At 53.7% G+C, this 17,554-nt stretch carries 8 protein-coding genes and 7 pseudogenes; 12 read left to right on the top strand and 3 right to left on the bottom strand.

The window, feature by feature from the left end; all coding sequences use genetic code 11:
• The first annotated feature begins 952 nt into the window (after positions 1-952).
• The 3 genes and pseudogenes from F3H58_RS23480 to F3H58_RS23470 all read left to right on the top strand — a co-directional run bounded on the left by F3H58_RS23480 (position 953) and on the right by F3H58_RS23470 (position 3,829).
• The gene (locus F3H58_RS23480; RefSeq protein WP_149743959.1) at positions 953-1,612 is read left to right on the top strand and encodes an HAD hydrolase family protein; all 660 of its coding nucleotides are present in this window, start codon (positions 953-955) and stop codon (positions 1,610-1,612) included.
• Between the two features lie 925 nt (positions 1,613-2,537).
• A pseudogene (locus tag F3H58_RS27610) lies at positions 2,538-3,138 on the top strand (transposase); the annotation flags it as partial.
• Between the two features lie 301 nt (positions 3,139-3,439).
• Positions 3,440-3,829: a transposase gene (locus F3H58_RS23470; RefSeq protein ID WP_149743958.1), complete on the top strand. Its 390-nt coding sequence runs from the start codon at positions 3,440-3,442 to the stop codon at positions 3,827-3,829.
• 383 nt (positions 3,830-4,212) lie between these two features.
• Here the strand turns inward: F3H58_RS23470 and F3H58_RS23465 are convergent.
• A pseudogene (locus F3H58_RS23465) lies at positions 4,213-5,403 on the bottom strand (IS3 family transposase).
• A 144-nt stretch (positions 5,404-5,547) separates the two neighbouring features.
• On the opposite strand from F3H58_RS23465, the pseudogene F3H58_RS23460 reads away from it, so the two are divergent.
• The 8 genes and pseudogenes from F3H58_RS23460 to F3H58_RS23425 all read left to right on the top strand — a co-directional run bounded on the left by F3H58_RS23460 (position 5,548) and on the right by F3H58_RS23425 (position 14,687).
• Positions 5,548-6,764, top strand: a pseudogene (locus F3H58_RS23460) (IS3 family transposase).
• Positions 6,765-7,082: 318 nt separating this feature from the next.
• Positions 7,083-7,721, top strand: a complete 639-nt coding sequence (locus F3H58_RS23455) for an outer membrane protein (RefSeq protein ID WP_188129045.1) — start codon at positions 7,083-7,085, stop codon at positions 7,719-7,721.
• A gap of 540 nt (positions 7,722-8,261) precedes the next feature.
• A pseudogene (locus tag F3H58_RS27605) lies at positions 8,262-8,495 on the top strand (IS3 family transposase); the annotation flags it as partial.
• A 1,602-nt stretch (positions 8,496-10,097) separates the two neighbouring features.
• A complete protein-coding gene (locus tag F3H58_RS23445; RefSeq protein ID WP_149743956.1) occupies positions 10,098-11,117 on the top strand; it encodes a LysR family transcriptional regulator in 1,020 nt (339 codons plus the stop codon).
• 5 nt (positions 11,118-11,122) lie between these two features.
• Positions 11,123-12,079: a LysR family transcriptional regulator gene (locus tag F3H58_RS23440; RefSeq protein ID WP_149743955.1), complete on the top strand. Its 957-nt coding sequence runs from the start codon at positions 11,123-11,125 to the stop codon at positions 12,077-12,079.
• 496 nt (positions 12,080-12,575) lie between these two features.
• Positions 12,576-13,010, top strand: coding sequence for a hypothetical protein (locus F3H58_RS23435; RefSeq protein WP_286170018.1), 435 nt, complete (start codon positions 12,576-12,578; stop codon positions 13,008-13,010).
• Between the two features lie 62 nt (positions 13,011-13,072).
• Positions 13,073-13,833: pseudogene (locus tag F3H58_RS23430) on the top strand (IS5 family transposase).
• Between the two features lie 518 nt (positions 13,834-14,351).
• Positions 14,352-14,687: a hypothetical protein gene (locus F3H58_RS23425; RefSeq protein ID WP_149743954.1), complete on the top strand. Its 336-nt coding sequence runs from the start codon at positions 14,352-14,354 to the stop codon at positions 14,685-14,687.
• Between the two features lie 6 nt (positions 14,688-14,693).
• On the opposite strand, the pseudogene F3H58_RS23420 reads toward F3H58_RS23425, so the two are convergent.
• Positions 14,694-15,275 (bottom strand): annotated as a pseudogene (locus F3H58_RS23420) (saccharopine dehydrogenase family protein); the annotation flags it as partial.
• A 644-nt stretch (positions 15,276-15,919) separates the two neighbouring features.
• Between F3H58_RS23420 and F3H58_RS23415 the strand changes: the two are divergent.
• Positions 15,920-16,078: pseudogene (locus F3H58_RS23415) on the top strand (transposase); the annotation flags it as partial.
• Positions 16,079-16,780: 702 nt separating this feature from the next.
• Here the strand turns inward: F3H58_RS23415 and F3H58_RS27405 are convergent.
• A partial coding sequence (locus tag F3H58_RS27405) for a hypothetical protein (RefSeq protein ID WP_210246927.1) occupies positions 16,781-17,554 on the bottom strand: 774 nt, incomplete at its 5' end.

Raw genomic sequence — 17,554 nt, 5'->3', positions numbered from 1 at the left:
GCCACCCGCATATACGAGAAATGATGGTTGCATACCGTGCAGGCAGCAATGCAGCTTCACAGTGATTGACACGTCATCAACATGCACAGCTTACAGAGAGCACGCAGCTGCCCGAGGGCGAACCGATCAGACTAAATTGGAAACACCGCGCGCTTACAGATCGACATGCCACCTACTCTTGGAAACTTGTCAGCTGCGTTACCATGGTAGCTCAGCCGCCTGGGATCAACGCAACAAAGGAAGGGCTGTTCGTTGCGGGGAGGAAGGGCTTGAAGTGCGATAAATTTCGGGTAGCATCTGGATAGCAGGTCAACTGAAAATCGGTGTGCGGAAAGCTAGAGCTTTGAACATTCCGAACGTCGAACACCGTAAACACATCTTGTCACCTTGCTAGGGCAAATACATAGCGCAGATTGCGACACGCAGCTATCGCTTCAATTTCCTGCGTTAGGCTTAAACGATGACGTGGCCTCAGCTGTCCAACTCGCTGTAGATCCCCGAGGACTGCGCCGCACGCGTAATGACGGTATCCGACGAGACGCCGATCAGCGCAATCTTCAGGTGAGCGCGTTTCTGACGTCCTTGACCGGGTGATCGTCGTTTTGCTGACGCTTTGGACTTAGATAGGCATAGCAGGTGTAAGCATCGGGCGAAATTTGTTCCGATTGTCGTACTTGTCGGCGGATTGGCGGCAGTTTGCTTGAAGTAAAGATTTATATAAGCCCTCGCCGCCTCGTTGTTCCCGCTCCCCTACCTTTCATCTTCTCTCCAAATCAGTACTTTCCAAACCAACAAACAATACCATCTTTTTCGAAATGGCTGCCATCATTCCCGCGTCCCGTTCCCAGGTCGTTGCCTGGCTCGGCGAGGAGCTCACCTCCTCCATCGAAGCTAAGCACAAGAAGGCAAATCGCCCACCTCATTCCACGCCACAGCTAACATTTTTTAGATCATGTGGGGCCTCGACATTGACGGCACTTTGACAGCCGCCGGCGAGCACCTTCCGCCTGCCGTTGTCAACTTTCTCATGGGCATCTCTGCCAATGTTACGCTCATCACGGCGCAGTCATTGGATTACTGCCGTCAGATCAACGCTGGCGGCTTCCCCAACCTCGCTACCGAAAAGGGTTTCACTATTCGCATCAAAGGCATTGACCGCACTCGTCCGGCCCCTCCTGAGGTTCCCGGCCTCGTGATGGAGATGGAGGAACTTATTTCCGATCTTGGCGGAGGTCTATTCATCAACAGGAAGCGAGCCGGTTACGCTGTTGGATATCCCCGCGGCGCTCGCCCCGAAATCTTTGACAAGGTCGTTGCTTTGATGAGGGAGCAGAGCGAGCGACACGAGCCCCATTTCGTGGTCGAGGAGACAGCCGGCTTTGTCGATCTCACTCTGCGCAATCTAAGCAAAGCCACCGCTCTGAAGGCCGTTATGGAAAACTTTCCTGGCTACTCCGCCATTGCCGCTGGCGACAGCCCTAACACCGATGGGCCTATGCTCAAGGAGGCCGCCCATGGCGTCATGGTCACCAACACACTTGCGCCGTTCCCGACCGTCCCCGGACCCGACGACATGATCGCCCTACTTGCTTGGTTTGCAAGCCTTTTCTGAACACCGAGGCATCGATATCGCTCTGGAGGTGGCGAATGAAAGTGGTGGATTGGTTTGAGTTTTGTCGATTAAGAATTGCGTTCAGGGTGGGGATTTTTCTGCGGAACTGCTTTGATTTTCCCTGCTTATTGCTTATTGTTTTTTTGTGATCCGTTTCCGCGCCTGGTGCGCATCTAAAAATAAAAAAAAATTTGGCTGGCCCAATACAATATCCCTACCAAGTGACATATAATGCTCGGCATGCTAGCAAGCAGAATAGTTACGGATGAGTTGCAGCAAGCTTTGTCTCGGCGCTGCTCGTTCTGCTTTTCCCCGTACGGCCTTTATGGTAGGGGGAACCACAACCGCTGAGGCATTAACACAGTCGTATAGCAGTTCAGTTGCGAACCAGTTTCGGGACGCGCCTCCGGCTGCCCATGCCTCGCAACAAAAAAAACGCGCGCTGATCAATTATCGAGGACTTGTAACTTTTAAGAGAGATGATACAGGGAGCTCAACCTTTTGATGACCACGACCTTACCAAAAATCGCGGATGTAGAGCGATTTGATATTGCCGTTTCAGGACGGATGAGGGAGCTCAAGGCAGCGGCTCATGGAAGATTAAATTGCACGGTCGGCAGTCTCTTAGTGGGCTATTCGTTGTAAAAACTGCTCTCATCGCCAACTCCAGCCTGACAAGCTCTAGAAAGTTTATTTTCATCTCCTCTCTTTCGGGTCGCTAGCAAGCATACGTTTCCGATATTCGTCGCGGTCACGCGAGCTTCTATCTTTTCACGCCAAACCGTTATCGAAAGCGTTAGGGTAAGGATGTTTACATTCATATATATCCTGCCGTGACATGCCATGGTTGCCCATCACTGTCGGAAAAACGCGGGATACGCTTTCGAGCCCGAAAAACATCGGACAGCGGCAGAGCGGCTCAGTGAAACGCACGAAGATCGGCAACGCGATCCGAGCGCATATGACAGAATTGGGAATCATAGCGGCGAAGGGCGCAGAATGTCGATCGACTGAAAGGACAAGTGGATTAGTTGGCGCAAGCGACTTGCATGCCCTCGATCTTACTCTTCGACTGACTTTCCGAGACGAACACGCGGATCGAGCGGCTGGCCGACGAGATCGAAGGCCCACCAGCAAAGTGAGACAAGTCAACGTCTGGCGTCGATCCCCAATGTTGGGGATGTTGGCAGCGACAATTATCGCGGCAACGACTCCTGATGTCGACAATTTCGACTGCGCGGGACTATGCTGCATGGCTCGGCCTTATGCCCAAACCTCCCTCTGCGGCGGTAAGCAGAAAGTTGGCGCGATATCGAAGATGGGTACATCCGCGGCTGCTGTATCTTAGCGCCGTGGCATGGATCATGCTCCGACATCGGCTGAAGCGGGAGGAAGGATCGGACTGCTTATCAGGATTACTCATGCGCAAGAAGACGAAGATTGTCGCGATGGCGTAGCGAATGGCACGAATGATTTTTGCTGTCCTGCGGGACAGGTCTCGATACCAACCACAGGCTAACGGCTCTCGGAATGGTCGGGTAATGTGGGGTGATGGCGAACAAGCGGAGACGAAGAACCAGGGCACTCCGATCAATCCGAAGTTCTTCGCGCGCGCTCGGTTGAGCGGGGCCTGTTCTCCAAGCGGATATTCATCAGAGCGCGGAACAGTAATGCGGCATATCAGACGCCGTATACATGGCTGCAACCGACCCGTTGACCTGAACTTATCGTATCCTTGACTCGCAGGAGCCATCCATACGAGGGTGCGAGTTGCGACCGTAGGGCCGCAGGATCAGCTCGCGAGGCGGCTGGCGTAAGTGGCTACAAGTGGTCAGAACAGCCGATGACCAACCACTCGGCAAATTCCTTGCAGCAGAACTAACGAGGGAGTTCAAACGCCTCGAACTGGTCCACGCCCATATTCGCGATCTCGACCGCGATCTCGAAGAAGGTTTGAAGGACTGTACTCGTGGCATTCCCAACGTCGACAAGGTTCACCGCATCGCCACGCTTGAGGGTATTGGCAGAATGAGCGCAGTATTGCTGGTGTCCGAGGTGTTCCACCGCCAATTTGCCAATCGAAAGTGTTTGGCGAGCTTTCTAGGCTCGGCACCGTGTCCGTATGCGAGTGGTGCTGTGAAGCATGATCAGGGATCAGCAAAGCCGGTAACCGCTTCGCCAGACGGCTGCTCGTTGAACTCGCGTGGTGTTGGCTGACGTATCAGCCGGCAAGCGCTTTATCCCAGTGGTACCGTAGCACTTTCGGGGCGGGTTCGGGCCGATCTCGCAAGATTGGCATCATCGCGCTCGCTCGAAAGCTCGTGGTCGCCATCTGGCATTTTGCTGAAGACGGCCTTGTCCCACAGGGGCTGTCGCTGAAAGCGGACGCCCCATAACAGTTCCAAGCGCCGACGGGGCGACTGGAAAGAAGAGCGGCTGTCGAGATTGAAGTTGGTCCGGATAACGTCCGCCGTGTTGTAGCGTGACGCCGCTCTTCAGTACTGCTTGGCCCCCATGAATGGGATCGTGGTTGAGGTCGAACCCTCGCCGAATACAAGTCGATGCGCCGAGTGCGCCAGTAAGCCAATAATGCAGCCCAGTCACAAGTTCAAAGGATACGCCAATGACTGCTTGACAGAACCGCCTTCATACAAGTCCTCGATCCATCCGTCGACGAGCCGGAGCGCTGTTTGGGCGTCCGGTAGTGCTGCGATGCGGATATAATCCCGCTTCAGGGTTTTGACGAAGGCTTCCGACATGCCGTTCGACTGCGGACTGGCAACCGGTGTGAAGCAAGGCGTCAGATTGAGTGCTTGCGCAAACAGCCTCGTGTCCCTCGCGGTGTAAGCAGAACCATTGTCGGAGAGATGCGATTGCGTGCGGTGCTCTCGTTGCTGCGAAGCGCTTCTCGACCGCCTCCAGCATCATGTCGCGCACGTCAGAGCCGGAGATGCCCGCGTTGGCGACTGCCGTCCAGGCGATGATCTCCCGGTCGAAGGCGTCGATGATGAAGGCGAGACGGACGACCTCGCCGTTCCAGCAGGTGAACCCCAGACCGTCCGAGCACCAGCGCAGGTTCGAGCGCATGACCATGACTTTGCCGTCGTGGAGGCGGCCCTTGCGAACGGCTGTGTGCTTCTCCAGCAGCATGGCGTGGTTGCCCATGATGCGATGGACCCGTTTGGCGTTGACGACAGGCTTATCGGCGGCTCGCCTTTCGCGATTGAGGAGCGCGGCGATCCGCCGATAGCCATAGGTTGGCCTTTGATCTACCAGCCTGCGAATGATGGGCAAAAGCTCTGCATCCTCGGCCTTGTGATAGGAGCCGCGCGGCTTCGATCTGCCTTTCAGCCGCTCGATGAGGTTGGAACGGGATACGCCCAGCGTATCTGCGACGGCCTTCATCGCGAACCGTCCTTCGGCAACAAGATCGGCCGCGATATCCGTTTTTTTGAGTCTGCTTTGGACAAGGCTTCCCGAAGGATTTCGACCTCCATCGTCTTGCGGCCGAGCATGCGCTCCAGCTCGCGGACGCGATCTTCCAGCTTCTTCACTTCCGAATTGCCGACCACCGGCTCGTCAGAATCCACAGCTGCAGCACCTCCCTCGCTCAAGAGCCTGCGCCACCGATAAAGCAGATTGGGCGCGACGCCATGGCGGCGAGCGGTGGACGATACCGTCTCGCCTGGTTCGAAACTCTGCTCAATGATCGTCAGCTTTTGCTCGGTTGTCCACCGCCTGCGGCGAACATCACCCGTCAGCAATTCAACGTGTCGGTACTCGTTAGACATAAGCCTATACCCAAGCCTGTGCTTGAGCCTTTCTGCTTATGCCGACTGTCCGGTCGAAATGGGGGGCAGTTCACACTGTAGTGGCCCTCTAAATCCCCGGACACGATCTCCCACCTGTTAAGTGTTAGGGGTAATGCGCCCATTATGACCAGTCACATACCTAAGATAGAAGTGCTGTCCAGCCCTGAGCGCCGCCGTCGCTGGTCGACAGCGGAGAAGCTCGCGATAGTCCAGGAGACCTACGAGCCTGACGTCACGGTCAGCATCGTTGCGCGACGGCATGGCATTCAGCCGAACCAGTTGTTCGCCTGGCGCAAATTAGCGGCACAAGGTGCGCTTACGGCGACGGCATCGCAGGAAGAGGTCGTCCCGGCATCCGAATAGGGGGCACTTCAGAACCAGGTGAAAGAGCTTCAGCGCCTCCTCGGCAAAAAGACGATGGAAGGCGAAATCCTCAAAGAAGCGCTTGAGATAGCATCAGGGTCAAAAAAACACCTGTTGCGCTCGCTCTCGTTGCCGAAGGACGGTTCGCGATGACGGCTGTGTGCGAGACCTTGGGTGTCGCCCGATCCAACATCGCGGAACGTGTGAAGCAACGTCCTTCCAAAACCCGAGGGCGGCCGCCGCTCGCCGATCAGGAACTGGTGGATGAGATCAAGACGATCATCGACGACATGCCGACCTACGGGTATCGCCGGGTTCACGCGATCCTGCGCCGTAAAGCCCGCAACGGAAACCGCCTATGGCCGAATGCCAAGCGCGTCTACCGCGTGATGAAGGTTCACGGCATGCTCCTTCAGCGCCACACCGGTGCAATCGATACCCGCCGTCACGATGGTCGCGTGGCTGTGGAGCAATCGAACCTGCGATGGTGTTCAGATGGCTTCGAAATTGGCTGCGACAACAAGGAGAAGGTGCGCGTTGCCTTTGCTCTCGATTGCTGTGATCGCGAGGCCATCGCCCATGTCGCGACCACCGAGGGCATCAAGAGCGAGGACGTCCAGGACCTTGTCATCACGGCTGTTGAGAACCGCTTCGGTCTCGTCAACACCCTTCCAAGCCAATCGAATGGTTGACGGACAACGGCTCCTGCTTCATTGCAAAAGACACCAGATCGCTGCTCATGGATATCGGGATGGGGCCGTGTTCAACGCCCGACCGAAGCCCAGTCCAACGGAATGGCCGAAGCCTTCGTCAAAACCTTCAAACGCGATTATGTCTCGGTCAACCCATTGCCGGACGCCATAACCGTCATCGCGCAACTGCCTTCATGGTTCGAACACTACAATGCCCTTCCCCCACACAAGGCATTGGGGTATCGCTCGCCTCGTGAGTTCTTAAACCGCGAAACCGAAACCTGATCCTGTCCGGTTTTTAAGGGGCAACTCCATCTTGCCGCTAACCACATCGTTTCGATGATTCCGACGAGGATGTTGTCGAGCGTATTGGTTAAAGAGGCTGTCGCGTTCGCGTTGCCGACAAAGAGGAGATTAATCTAAAATTCACTATCAGAATCCGGGCTCGATAGGTCGCGCGGCGTTTTACAGGAGCCAAACGCACTATGTTAATAGCTCCATTGAAAAATAGAGATTATTACAAATAAAACTATTATGAAGTTGATTGGCCACTGGCTTATGGCAATTTAGCTTAAATCAATCGAACATTATATTAGGTGCAAATTGCAAAAGTCAGTTTTTTTGGCGATTTTACTAATTACCTTTCAGCCCAACTTGGGGACTTCCGCAGATTTACTCCCTCCTGAGATAGATGTACCAATTTACAGCGAGACTGAAAATCGTCCGGCCCAGTTCCTAGGAGAGCCATATGTCGGGTTCGGTTTTGGATTGGGAACTTTAAACGCAGAACTCACGAGTGATTGCGGTTGTGAGGCTTCCACCGAGGCAAAAAGCCGTCGCGCAGGCGTATTCGCCGGCAAAAACTGGAATGTCCTTGATAATACGTGGCTTGGGATTGAGGGCGATCTATATTATAATTGGCGAGACATCAGTTTCAATGAAGCAGAAGTCGGCACGGACCTGTCTGGTTCAATAAGAGCCAGGATCGGAGAACAATTTGGGAGGGCATTTATTTTTACTACCGCAGGATTTGCACTTGGAAACGGATTTGTAGAAAATCCGGATGATAGCGAGCTTCTCCTCGGCTGGACTGCAGGCTTTGGTATTGATTGGTCAATTAGCGAGGCCACGTTCGTACGTGCGGAATATAGGTACACCAATTACAACACAGCGGAATTGTCTGGTGTTGATGTAAATTTCGACCAGGACATCATTACTGTGGGCATCGCCAGGCGTTTTTAAGGACGCTTAACTACATTCTAAAGCGGGAAACAAAGCTGTCGAGCAGGTTCTCGGAAAAGCCTTTATCCTTGGCAGTGTAACCAAAATGAATCATTACATCGACTATTGTCACCGGTGAGGGTTTCGAAGCAGGCCGGTGCGGTTTCCGGACTGGATCAGGCCGGTGCGGTTTCCGGACTGGATCAGGCCAGAGGGTAGTCGGCTCTTAGCGCTATTTGCCCTGGCACCGCTGAAGATGACTGAGCCGAGAACACTGGCTGGCGGATCTGCCGCTGGACAATTCCTTGCCACAAAGTAGACTAAAAGTGTACTTCACCCTGCCATTGGAAATATTTCTCGCTTTGGCGTTTGTTGCTCTGGTGTATGCGGAGTTTCGCGAAGGGCAGATCACCTTGCTCAAACTTGCGAAACGCAGATGTTGGTCGCGGAAAGCTGGATCTACTTTAGACCCGCGTCATCGGTGCGGGATAAAATCCGCCACCACCAAAACTGCACCAGAGCCAATTTTCCGCGCCGATAGACAGCCCCAAAGACCGCCGTGATAATGCGGTGGGTGAGGGCTTCTTCAATCTTCTGAAACGAGAGCGGACACACCGCAAGCTCTATCCTTCGCGCACTGAAGCTCGCCAAGACGTGTTCCATTACGTCGAGATGTTCTAGAATCCGAGGCGCAAGCCCGTCAGGAACGGGATGCTCTCACCCGTCGAGTTCGAAAGGTTGCGGAAATCTAACCCGAAGGTGTCTACGAAAGTCGGGGCTATTCGCCGTCAATGAAAATAACGATGGAACACCGGACCGCATGAAGCCAAATTCAACCGAGACAGCTTTCGAAACCGAAGCCGATGGGTCTCAGATCATTCCTAATGTGAACGGACACGGCCGACCATAGCGTTCTCTTAACATTGCGCGCCGGCCGCAATTCCGCGTCTCATTCGACGAGAAGAATGCCATCGACTGGGTGCTATCCGAAGGGCGGGGTCAATGATCTATGCCCTTGTATTTAGAAAACGACGCGGCCGGACAGGTCGGGTGCTCGAGTGCCAATTCGTTAAGCCACAGCGTGAAACCGGAAAAACCGCTGCATCCACCATCTCCATCACGTCCGGTTGACACGGACCGCAGGGCCAGTCTGCAATGCGGTGCGGGCTTTTTCCAGCGATAGTGCGTTACGGTTGTCATCAAGCTAAAGGGGTGTGACTCAGCCCGATCGATCACTGTCGTCGGCCCTCAACTTGTGTGCATCGCAGCCACTTCGACAACGTTCTTTTCAGTAGGGATGCGTGGTCAAAGTGATCAACCACCCTGCTTACTCGATCCAATTCCACGGAATCGAGAAATCAACCTAGCCTGCAAATTCCACCCCCGGATCCGAGATCATATCGCCTCCTTATTCTCAGCGATGCCGCATTTTTTGGAGTTATCGGTCATGAGCAGACTGCGGTTACTTTCCTCCTGTACGGTGGAAGAGGCTATTACAGCGCGTTCTCAATCCGCCGCTCTTCATGAAACTGCTTGGTCGTGCGGGCACTTATATCCGGCTGCAACGCAGTGGCGCCCCTCTTCAGGTTCCGATCTTAGGTGATTGGCTCTCGGGTCGTTCAACGAACAGGCGCAATGTGATCTTCTGGAAGTACGAGGACAACTACTGGGGGTCGGCATCAGGCCGTGCAAGTCCCCAAAGTCGGGCTTGGCTTCGTGTCATTAAATACCTCACCTATGCTGATGCCATTTCGGATCACCTCGTCCAAGATGCCATCGCGTCGAGCCGAGTGGCGAGTCAGGCGGCGGACCCCCGCCTGAAGCTTGAGGCGGCGCCTGACCGAATTAGCAACTGTACGTGGCAGTAATCTCCTTAAAAAAACAACCAGATTTCCGGGGAACCACGGAGGGCAATCCAGTCTCGCAATAACGGGGCAGCTCGATCAGAGCGACCCACGCTGCTCATCGATAAGGACTCCTGGCCGGAGCGCGTACATTGCGCGGATCCACGGCTCTACGAATGCCACCAATCATCTCACGATCCCAACATTTGTAGGATTAGGCAAAAAATTTGCGATTTTAGGCATTCGGGAGTGTGCTCCAAGGAAATAATTTGTTGAACATATTGCATGTCGCTTGCCGAGTTCTCTTCGAATAATGCGGCAGGACCCGCTCTGTGACGTCATTTCTCAGAGGACTAGGCTCTGTTGTGCTCGGGGGTTCCAGCCCGTTGATATAGTCGGAGATGCCGCTCTTTTTTTGCCGGGCAGTGAGGAAATCCCATTTGTCGAACCCAAGAGAAAAAATAATTTGAGCATTACGGAATTAATGACGAAATCAAATGAAGTTCTGCTGGGTCGTTTTTCATAGTCATCAACTGAGAGTGTGAGAAGGTGAATGTTTGGTGGAGATACAAGGCAATTCGAAAGCGTCAGTAGTTCAACGTCAGCGGATGCTGTTGAACCTTCAGCGGAAACTAATTTAAGGGGTGTCGACCTCAATCTTCTCATTGTTTTGGAAGCGCTTCTTTTATCGCGGAACGTTACCCATGCTGCGCGGAGGCTAGGCCAGGCTCAACCGGCAGTCAGCCGAGCCTTGGCTCGGCTGCGCGAAGTTCTCGGCGATGATCTGCTTGTTCGCAGCTCGACCGGCTCCAAGTTGACTAGCCGGGGTGAGCAGCTCGCGGAAACCGTTCCTGTCGCAATGGCGCACATACGGGAAGTGATAGCCTCTAGGCAGACAAATCGGGCCACACGATTGAGCATCAACGCAGGTTTAACACCTGCAATGCTGCCACTTCTTCTGAAATCGCCTGCCTGTGAAAGCAGTCCCTTGAAGGTTAATACCCACAAGACTCCGTTAGAGGGCCTTGGACAGCTGCGCGCGCACGCTGTCGAATACATGCTAGGTACCCTGAACGAACCGTGCGACGATCTAGAACACGAACCAGTATTTACGGAGGAGTTTGTGACCCTTGTCGCATTCGAACGTCACAGCGTAGGCGGAATTAGGCCTAGCGAAGAGGCGTTCCTCGATCTAACGCATATTCATTTAGTTGAGAATGGAACAGAGACATATCCTCAGGTTGCGGACGCGCTGATGCGATACGGGCGCCGCCGAACCCAGTTCTTCGAAGTGCAGGACATCACGTCAGCGGCCCTGATGGTTTCTGAAAGCAAACTTGCGCTTACTGTGCCGCGCTCGATTGCCGGTTGGCTGACGCGAACATTGCATCTTACGGCGCTCCTGCCGCCTTTCGCGATCTCACAGCATGAGGTATCCATGTATTGGTTAGCGGAAAGAGCTGCCTTGTCCCGACGTCGCGTGATCGGCGATATAAGCGCAGTGGCTCGATCAGTTGTCGAGCACGACCAGGCCCACATTAGGTTATTTAAGCCGCTCAGAGCGGAAGAGTAACGACAATGGCGGCAAGTCTTGCCCTCGAACTCGAGAATCCAGATCAGAATTTTGATCTAGGAGGGTTTGACCTAAACCTGCTTCTTACCTTGAATGCACTGTTGCGCTTTCGAAACTTGACACATGCTGCAAACGAACTTCGCTTGAGTCAACCGGCAACGAGCAGGGCGCTGACACGTCTCCGCGAAATGTTCGGCGACGATCTGCTGATCCGTACCAATAGGACATTCGAACTCTCGCCATTGGCTCAGGTTTTAGCGCCGAAAGTTGAAGCTGTTCTGGGCAACATTTCCAATATCTTCGGGGGGCGTATCCAAGCTCCTGAAAGGTTCGCAGTCGCTATGCCGGATCATCTCGCGCTGCTCTTGGTCAGCAATCTCAATGGATATTTTCGTGAAGTTTCGCCAACGACCGTCTTCATGCCGATGATAGGTCTCGCAAATGTCATAACGCAACTTGAGACTGGCGGGGCGGATCTCGCCTTGGGGAATACTGACGATACCCCCGCGGGCTTCTACTGTCGGGCCTTACCGCCTGTCCAGACGGTGTGCATGGGACGTAAGGGGCATGTGGCAGCGAATGGGAAGACAGCCTACTCCGAACTCGGGCGTTTCCTCTCGCTGCGCATCGGCAGCACGTACAACACGGGTTTTGGTGAGGCTTACGACAGCCTGGAAGCGCTTCGGCCACGGGGTCGCGAGACGCTGACAGTACCAGACATCCACACCGCAACAAGGCTTGTACAGGAAACCGATGCCGTTCTGGTCTTGCCTGCAGCATCCGCGCAATATCTCGCCGAGCGCTATGGCCTTGAAACCTTTGTTCCTAACAAAGGGATTATGCCGACCTATCAGATCTCGATGATCTGGCACGAGAGATGGCACCGGAACAGCATACATGCTGGTGTCCGCAGCATGATTGCGTCCGGCATTGTGGAGCCTGCCAAAGCATCCCGCTCGTGAGGGTCGGGCACCACCCGCTTCGGACCCGGAAAACACGCTGTCATTGTGAATGAGACAAATGAAACTCCGTCGACCTTCAAGGCCGAAGGAAGCTTGCAAGGCGGTAAGGACGCTCTGCCTGAGATTCTTGTAGACGTGGCTTAATGTGATCTGGCCGTACAATAAAATAGCTGTTGAGGTTGCGCAAATGCTTGCGGAGAGGGAGCAGAATTCGACTGGGATTCCTAAAGAACATCTACTGCATGGCAACCGCCCTGTTATCTCCTCGTCGCGAACGGATGTCCATTATTATCGCGACATACTCAAGTTGGGCGCAATTGGCATATTCCTCCGGCGTCAAGACTTTAAGGTTTCGGCAACAATGTCCATCGGTCCCCGTTGGAATACGGGCCTCGGACTCGGCCGTGAACTCATAAATTGAGTGGTATAGGCTATGCAAGTTTGCTAATCGTAATGCATGTTAAAGTTTGTCAAATAGCAACTCGGCCAGGGTCGGGTGGCCGATCCAAATGCCCCAGAGCCGCAGGTTTCAGTTGATGCCTCCTCCGCCAACGTCCGCTTCCGCTCGTGCAGGGTCGTGGACGAAAAAAAGCCGACGGGTATTCGCAGAGCTTTGGCCCTGTTTTCCAAGCCTAGTTCGAAATTTGAAGAGACACTGGGTACTTTGAGATTTGCTGGTTGCAGCCGCTGGCGCTGGGACAGCGCCAACGATCATGATTGGTATAAGGCGGACGGCCATGGCCGCTACAGCGGCGTTGCTCCTCGTTGGGGCGAGTTCTATGAGTTAATCGGTCCTGATCCCGACCGCGAGACGTGCCTTGGGAAAAGATCGGTACAGACACCGTCAGTTCTCGGCATTTTCTATACTATTTCCGCGATGAAACGCTCGAATTCATGGCCGAGGATTGGTCTTTTTTCCCAAGTTGATTGACTAGATCGGCGCTCCCACTTCAGTTTCGTGCCTTTCCTGTAGTCGTATCACCTGATTCAGGGATGAGCCGATATGATCTGACCAACTTTGAATGGCGCATGATTTCGCCACTCCTATCTAATAAGCCGCGAGGCGTGCCTCGCGTCGATGACCGACGGTACTCAAGGGCATCTTCGGGTTCTACGATCAGATGCCCCATGGCGTGATTTGCCAGAAAGATATGGCTCGTACACAACGTGCTATAATCGATTCAGGCGTTGGACCATTGGGATCTGGGACAGGCTGATGGAGGCAATCACGCGCCCGTCTGACGACGTCGTCACGATGATCGATGGCACCTCGGTTCGCGTGCATCATTTTGCGGCAACGCTCAGGGCTGACCATCAGGATCGCTGCCTTGGCCGAAGTCGTGGTGGACTTACCACCAAAATCCGTGCCGTGACTAATGGAAACGGACTGCCGATCAACATCACCATCACACCTGGTAATGCCCATGATCTGAGCGCGGCGGACGAATTACTCGATAGTCTTCCCGTAGGTGCCATGCTTCTGGCAGACAAAGCCTACGACGCCGATTGGCTCCGCGCAAAGGTGAAAACAAAGCGGTCTTGGACAAACATCCCGCCCAAATCCAACCGGAAGATATCGCTCGTCTTCAGCCCTGGCTGTACAAAAAGAGGAACCTCATCGAGCGCTTCTTCAGCAAACTGAAATGTTACCGACGGATTGCGACGCGCTACGACAAGCTAGGCACGAACTTCTCGCGGTGACCAAGCTGGCGTGTATTCGTCTTACTCCTCGCCATAATGAGTCCACGGCCTAGTGTTGCCTTCAACTTGGAAAACGCGTTTTCAATAGGCGACCATAGGGCCGGAAGAACACCACCCGGCGTCCGGCGGCTTCGATGGCAAGGCAGATAGATTGCCATGATGAGGATGTCGCTGAAGGTAAGCGTGGGGACAAGAAATTGCTCGACATAGGCTTAAGCGACACAGTTCATCGTTCCATCACGAGCAAATCATGCGGTCCCGCTCGAAACCTCGGTGCACCGGTGAAGGTCCCTGTTTTTCCAGTACTCGTGCAGGACAGCCGATTGGCAACCCTCGCATCGGGTGCCCAGAGCAATTCATTAGCGCGACATCTTTCTGTGCCTCAGGACTTAAATCTACCTGAGTGTATACATGTTGAACCCCTGCGCCGGCCTCGCGTGGCTGCAGTCAAACGACCTTGATCCGCCTGTGCAACCAGCGTATCGCGTGAACATCCCCGGTACTGCCCTCACCCACGCTGGCATGCCCCTTTTCGCCGCAGCCACAACCCGCCTAAGCGGGTTGTCGCCCAATGTCCCTGCCCTCCATCGCTGACGACGATCAGATAGCGGAAATTCAATTACCAGGGCTCGATCACTTCGTCATTATCCGCAAACCTTATCAGGGCTTGCTCGTCCCCAGCCTGGCGGAGAGCGAACTGATACGCAGCAGACCTCGAAACGAAGATACCTCCGACTTGCTCCAAACGATCTCTGAGGACCCAGCAGCCGCGGCCATCCTGGCCTACAAGAAATCGTCCATGGTTCTCTCGCCCCCGCGTGACAAACAGACTCCGGGCGTCATGCATTCCCATGGCCATACGTCTCCTGCTTTTCTTATGAGATTTAAAAAGGATATCGAATTTTAAATTATGTTATCCAGCCGCATGCACATTGCTGGTCGAGAACAAATTTCCTCTAAATTCGGTCTGGACGAGGGTTTGTAAACCAAGTGCTTCAAGAACATCAATGAAAGGACGCGGCGGCAGCTCCTCAACATTGACCATCTTCTTGACATCCCAGATGTCGTTCGCGATCAACAAGGCTGCAGCAACTGGAGGAACGCCGGCCGTATGTGAAATTGCCTGGGATCCAACTTCAACATAAGCCTTTTGATGGTCAGAGACATTGTAGATTAGGACAGACTTTTCTTGATTGTTCCTGATCCCCTTGACATAACTGCCAATGCACGTGTTACCCCGATAGTCGGGCGCGAGCGACGCCGGGTTAGGTAAGCAGGCATTTGCGACCTTGAGCGGCACAACTTCCTGCCCATCGGCGGTTACCACCGGAAGCTCAGACGGCATGCCGAGACTTTTAAGCACGCCAAAAACTTTCATATAGTGGTCGCTAAAACCCATCCAAAATCTTACGTTGGCACCTTTGAAGTGCTGGGACAGCGAATGAGCTTCGTCATGGCTGCAGAGGTAGGTCTTACGATTGCCGACCACAGGGATCATAAGCCGGTGGAGTGCGAAAAGCGGTTGTGTGGGATCGCGCTATCGCAAAGTGGCCTGAACTAGTTCCGCGCTGTATTGAGCTCGTAGCGCGAATCACCAGGGCAGCTTTTTATTTGGCTGCTCGGTCAAGAATCACCTTGTCTGCATGAACGATGACCCGCTCGATTTCATCATTTCCTAAGTCGGCACGGCCATTCTCATGACGGCCATCGGAAAAACGTAAAGCCGCGCCCTCGGGGCGTTCTTACCTAATTCACGCCGCGCCTCCATTATAATCCCCGTTTTGACTACTGAAACCAGTGTGCTGGCGGCTGGCAGGGTGACGGGACAACAGGGGACATCTCATCATTTTCCGCCAGCACACGGGTATTAGGCAATTATTTAGCTATTTAAATGGTCAAAAACGCAAAAATTGTACACATTTAATAACTTTTAGTATTATGAGAAATATATCTATATTAATATGAAAATAAAATACTATCTCTCCACAAATATGCAACCCATTTATAATTACATCTGCAACTGAGAGGCAACAAATATTCGCCGCAAGGCCATAAAGTGAGATGATCTGAACCTAAACTGGACCGTTTTTAGTTAGAGTTTTCCGGTGCGTTTTCCTGGCTAGGAAAAGAAGCGGAAGCATGAAGGCATCGAAGTTTTTGGGCACACAGAAGGCGTTCATTTCGAAACGGGGCGATGAAGGAGTGCCGGTAGCAGATTTCCCGGAGGGCAGGGATCAGCCAGGCGACATTTTCAATTGGCGCAAGAAGTATGCGGGTCTTCCGCTCGACGTGAAGCGCCGATTAAATCGATGATGTCATTCTTGTTCGACTTCCCATAGGGCTTGGCGAATCGTGGAGGGACAATGCGGCCGGAATGGCCATCGTTTGCAGTTTGCGCGCAAGCCACTGCGATCCCGGGTAGGCCCTCATTGTTGCGTGCCTTTCCCAGGATGCCCATAAGTTTCGTCGAACATCAGCAGCGCCCAAAAATGCGAGCCGTCTTATTTGCAAGGGCGACCGGCGCGACATTCGCCGGGAGACGATCCTGCACCTTTGAAAGCCAAGCCGCAAAATGCCGACCCGTTGTGAAGTCGGCCGGCTCTCTGGAAACCAACAAGCCCGGATTTCAATCCGATCGGAAAAGTAGTCGCAAAACGGTCTCGCGCGCAAGGCCCCAGTTGACCGTCGATGCACTTTGGAAAGCGGTCGACCAAGTCGTCACCATGTCCAGCTACAAGAATGCGCCAACTACTCATATCTTACAGGTATGACCCGGATAAAGCGAACACGCTGTAGCTGGTAGCCAATATCCGCCGTCGCAAGACAGCCTAAGCCGTGGGTTTACCTTAAACTTACCGTGGGGGTTGAACAACGCTACATCTAAAAGCGCTGTTATCGCTGATCAAATAACTACTGACGCCGGAGTGACGGATTGAAGATCCTTTATGCAAACTCAAAAAACAAAAGGCCGCACAGTTCCAGGTGACGCAAACATTCAGATCAGCGGGTAGAACGACCGTTAGCCCGCGCAACTTCATCAAACGTTCGGCTCAAGGATCCTTGGGAAAAGTTTCGACTGGCGGTCTCTTCGGACGCCTGAATGTTTGTGGCAGGCTGTATGGCCACTCGGTCCAACGTCTGTGAGGGCTTCGCAATGATTGTTCGCTGCGGCTGAACCATTACACGCCTTAGTCTGGGTTGTGCACCGATAGGAGGAGGGGTCTGTGCGATAACGCTGGCTCCTCTTTTCTGCATCTTAGGTGCTGGCGAATCGTCGGGGTTAACTCTGCCGTTGCCAACGATACGCTTGAGCGTATCTTTATCATGCTTCGGCACACCCATCGTGCTACCACTGGTGCCCGGTTTTGCAAGAGAGATTTCGCTGGGCAGTTGTTCTGGCGCATTCGTGTTATGGCTACCATCAACGCCGTAGTGCAAATAATTGAACGAGGGGTGGGCATCCAACTGATCGTTTATGCTTCTTGCGTCTCGCGAATAAACTGATTGAATTGGTTGCGAGTGCCCTACATCGTCTAGGGGCGGCAAGGACGCATCGTTGATGCTAGCCGACGGGTAAAACTGCTTTGATGACGTCAAACCGACGTCGCTCAAGTTCAATGGAGCATGGCTCGGATCAAACATTTCGACAGAGTGGACGTATTCTTGCGGAGTGACCGGCCAAACGTTCGGCAGTACGTTCGCATCGGCCGTGTCCAAAAATACGGCGGGGCGGTCCGGACTAAAAGCTTGGTTTTGCCTGCTGGTGCCTTGCAA

The sequence above is a fragment of the Rhizobium sp. NFACC06-2 genome, assembly GCF_900101425.1.
In the GTDB taxonomy this organism is placed as follows: Bacteria; Pseudomonadota; Alphaproteobacteria; order Rhizobiales; family Rhizobiaceae; genus Agrobacterium; species Agrobacterium leguminum.
Note: the sequence above shows the minus strand (reverse complement) of the source record. Positions and strands in the feature narration are given on the sequence as shown.

Excerpts from the sequence above, each read along its gene's own strand:
- F3H58_RS23480 (WP_149743959.1), top strand. The coding sequence starts at position 953 with ATGTGGGGCCTCGACATTGACGGCACTTTGACAGCCGCCGGCGAGCAC.
- F3H58_RS23445 (WP_149743956.1), top strand. The coding sequence starts at position 10,098 with ATGTTTGGTGGAGATACAAGGCAATTCGAAAGCGTCAGTAGTTCAACG.
- F3H58_RS23440 (WP_149743955.1), top strand. The coding sequence starts at position 11,123 with ATGGCGGCAAGTCTTGCCCTCGAACTCGAGAATCCAGATCAGAATTTT.
- F3H58_RS23425 (WP_149743954.1), top strand. The coding sequence starts at position 14,352 with ATGTCCCTGCCCTCCATCGCTGACGACGATCAGATAGCGGAAATTCAA.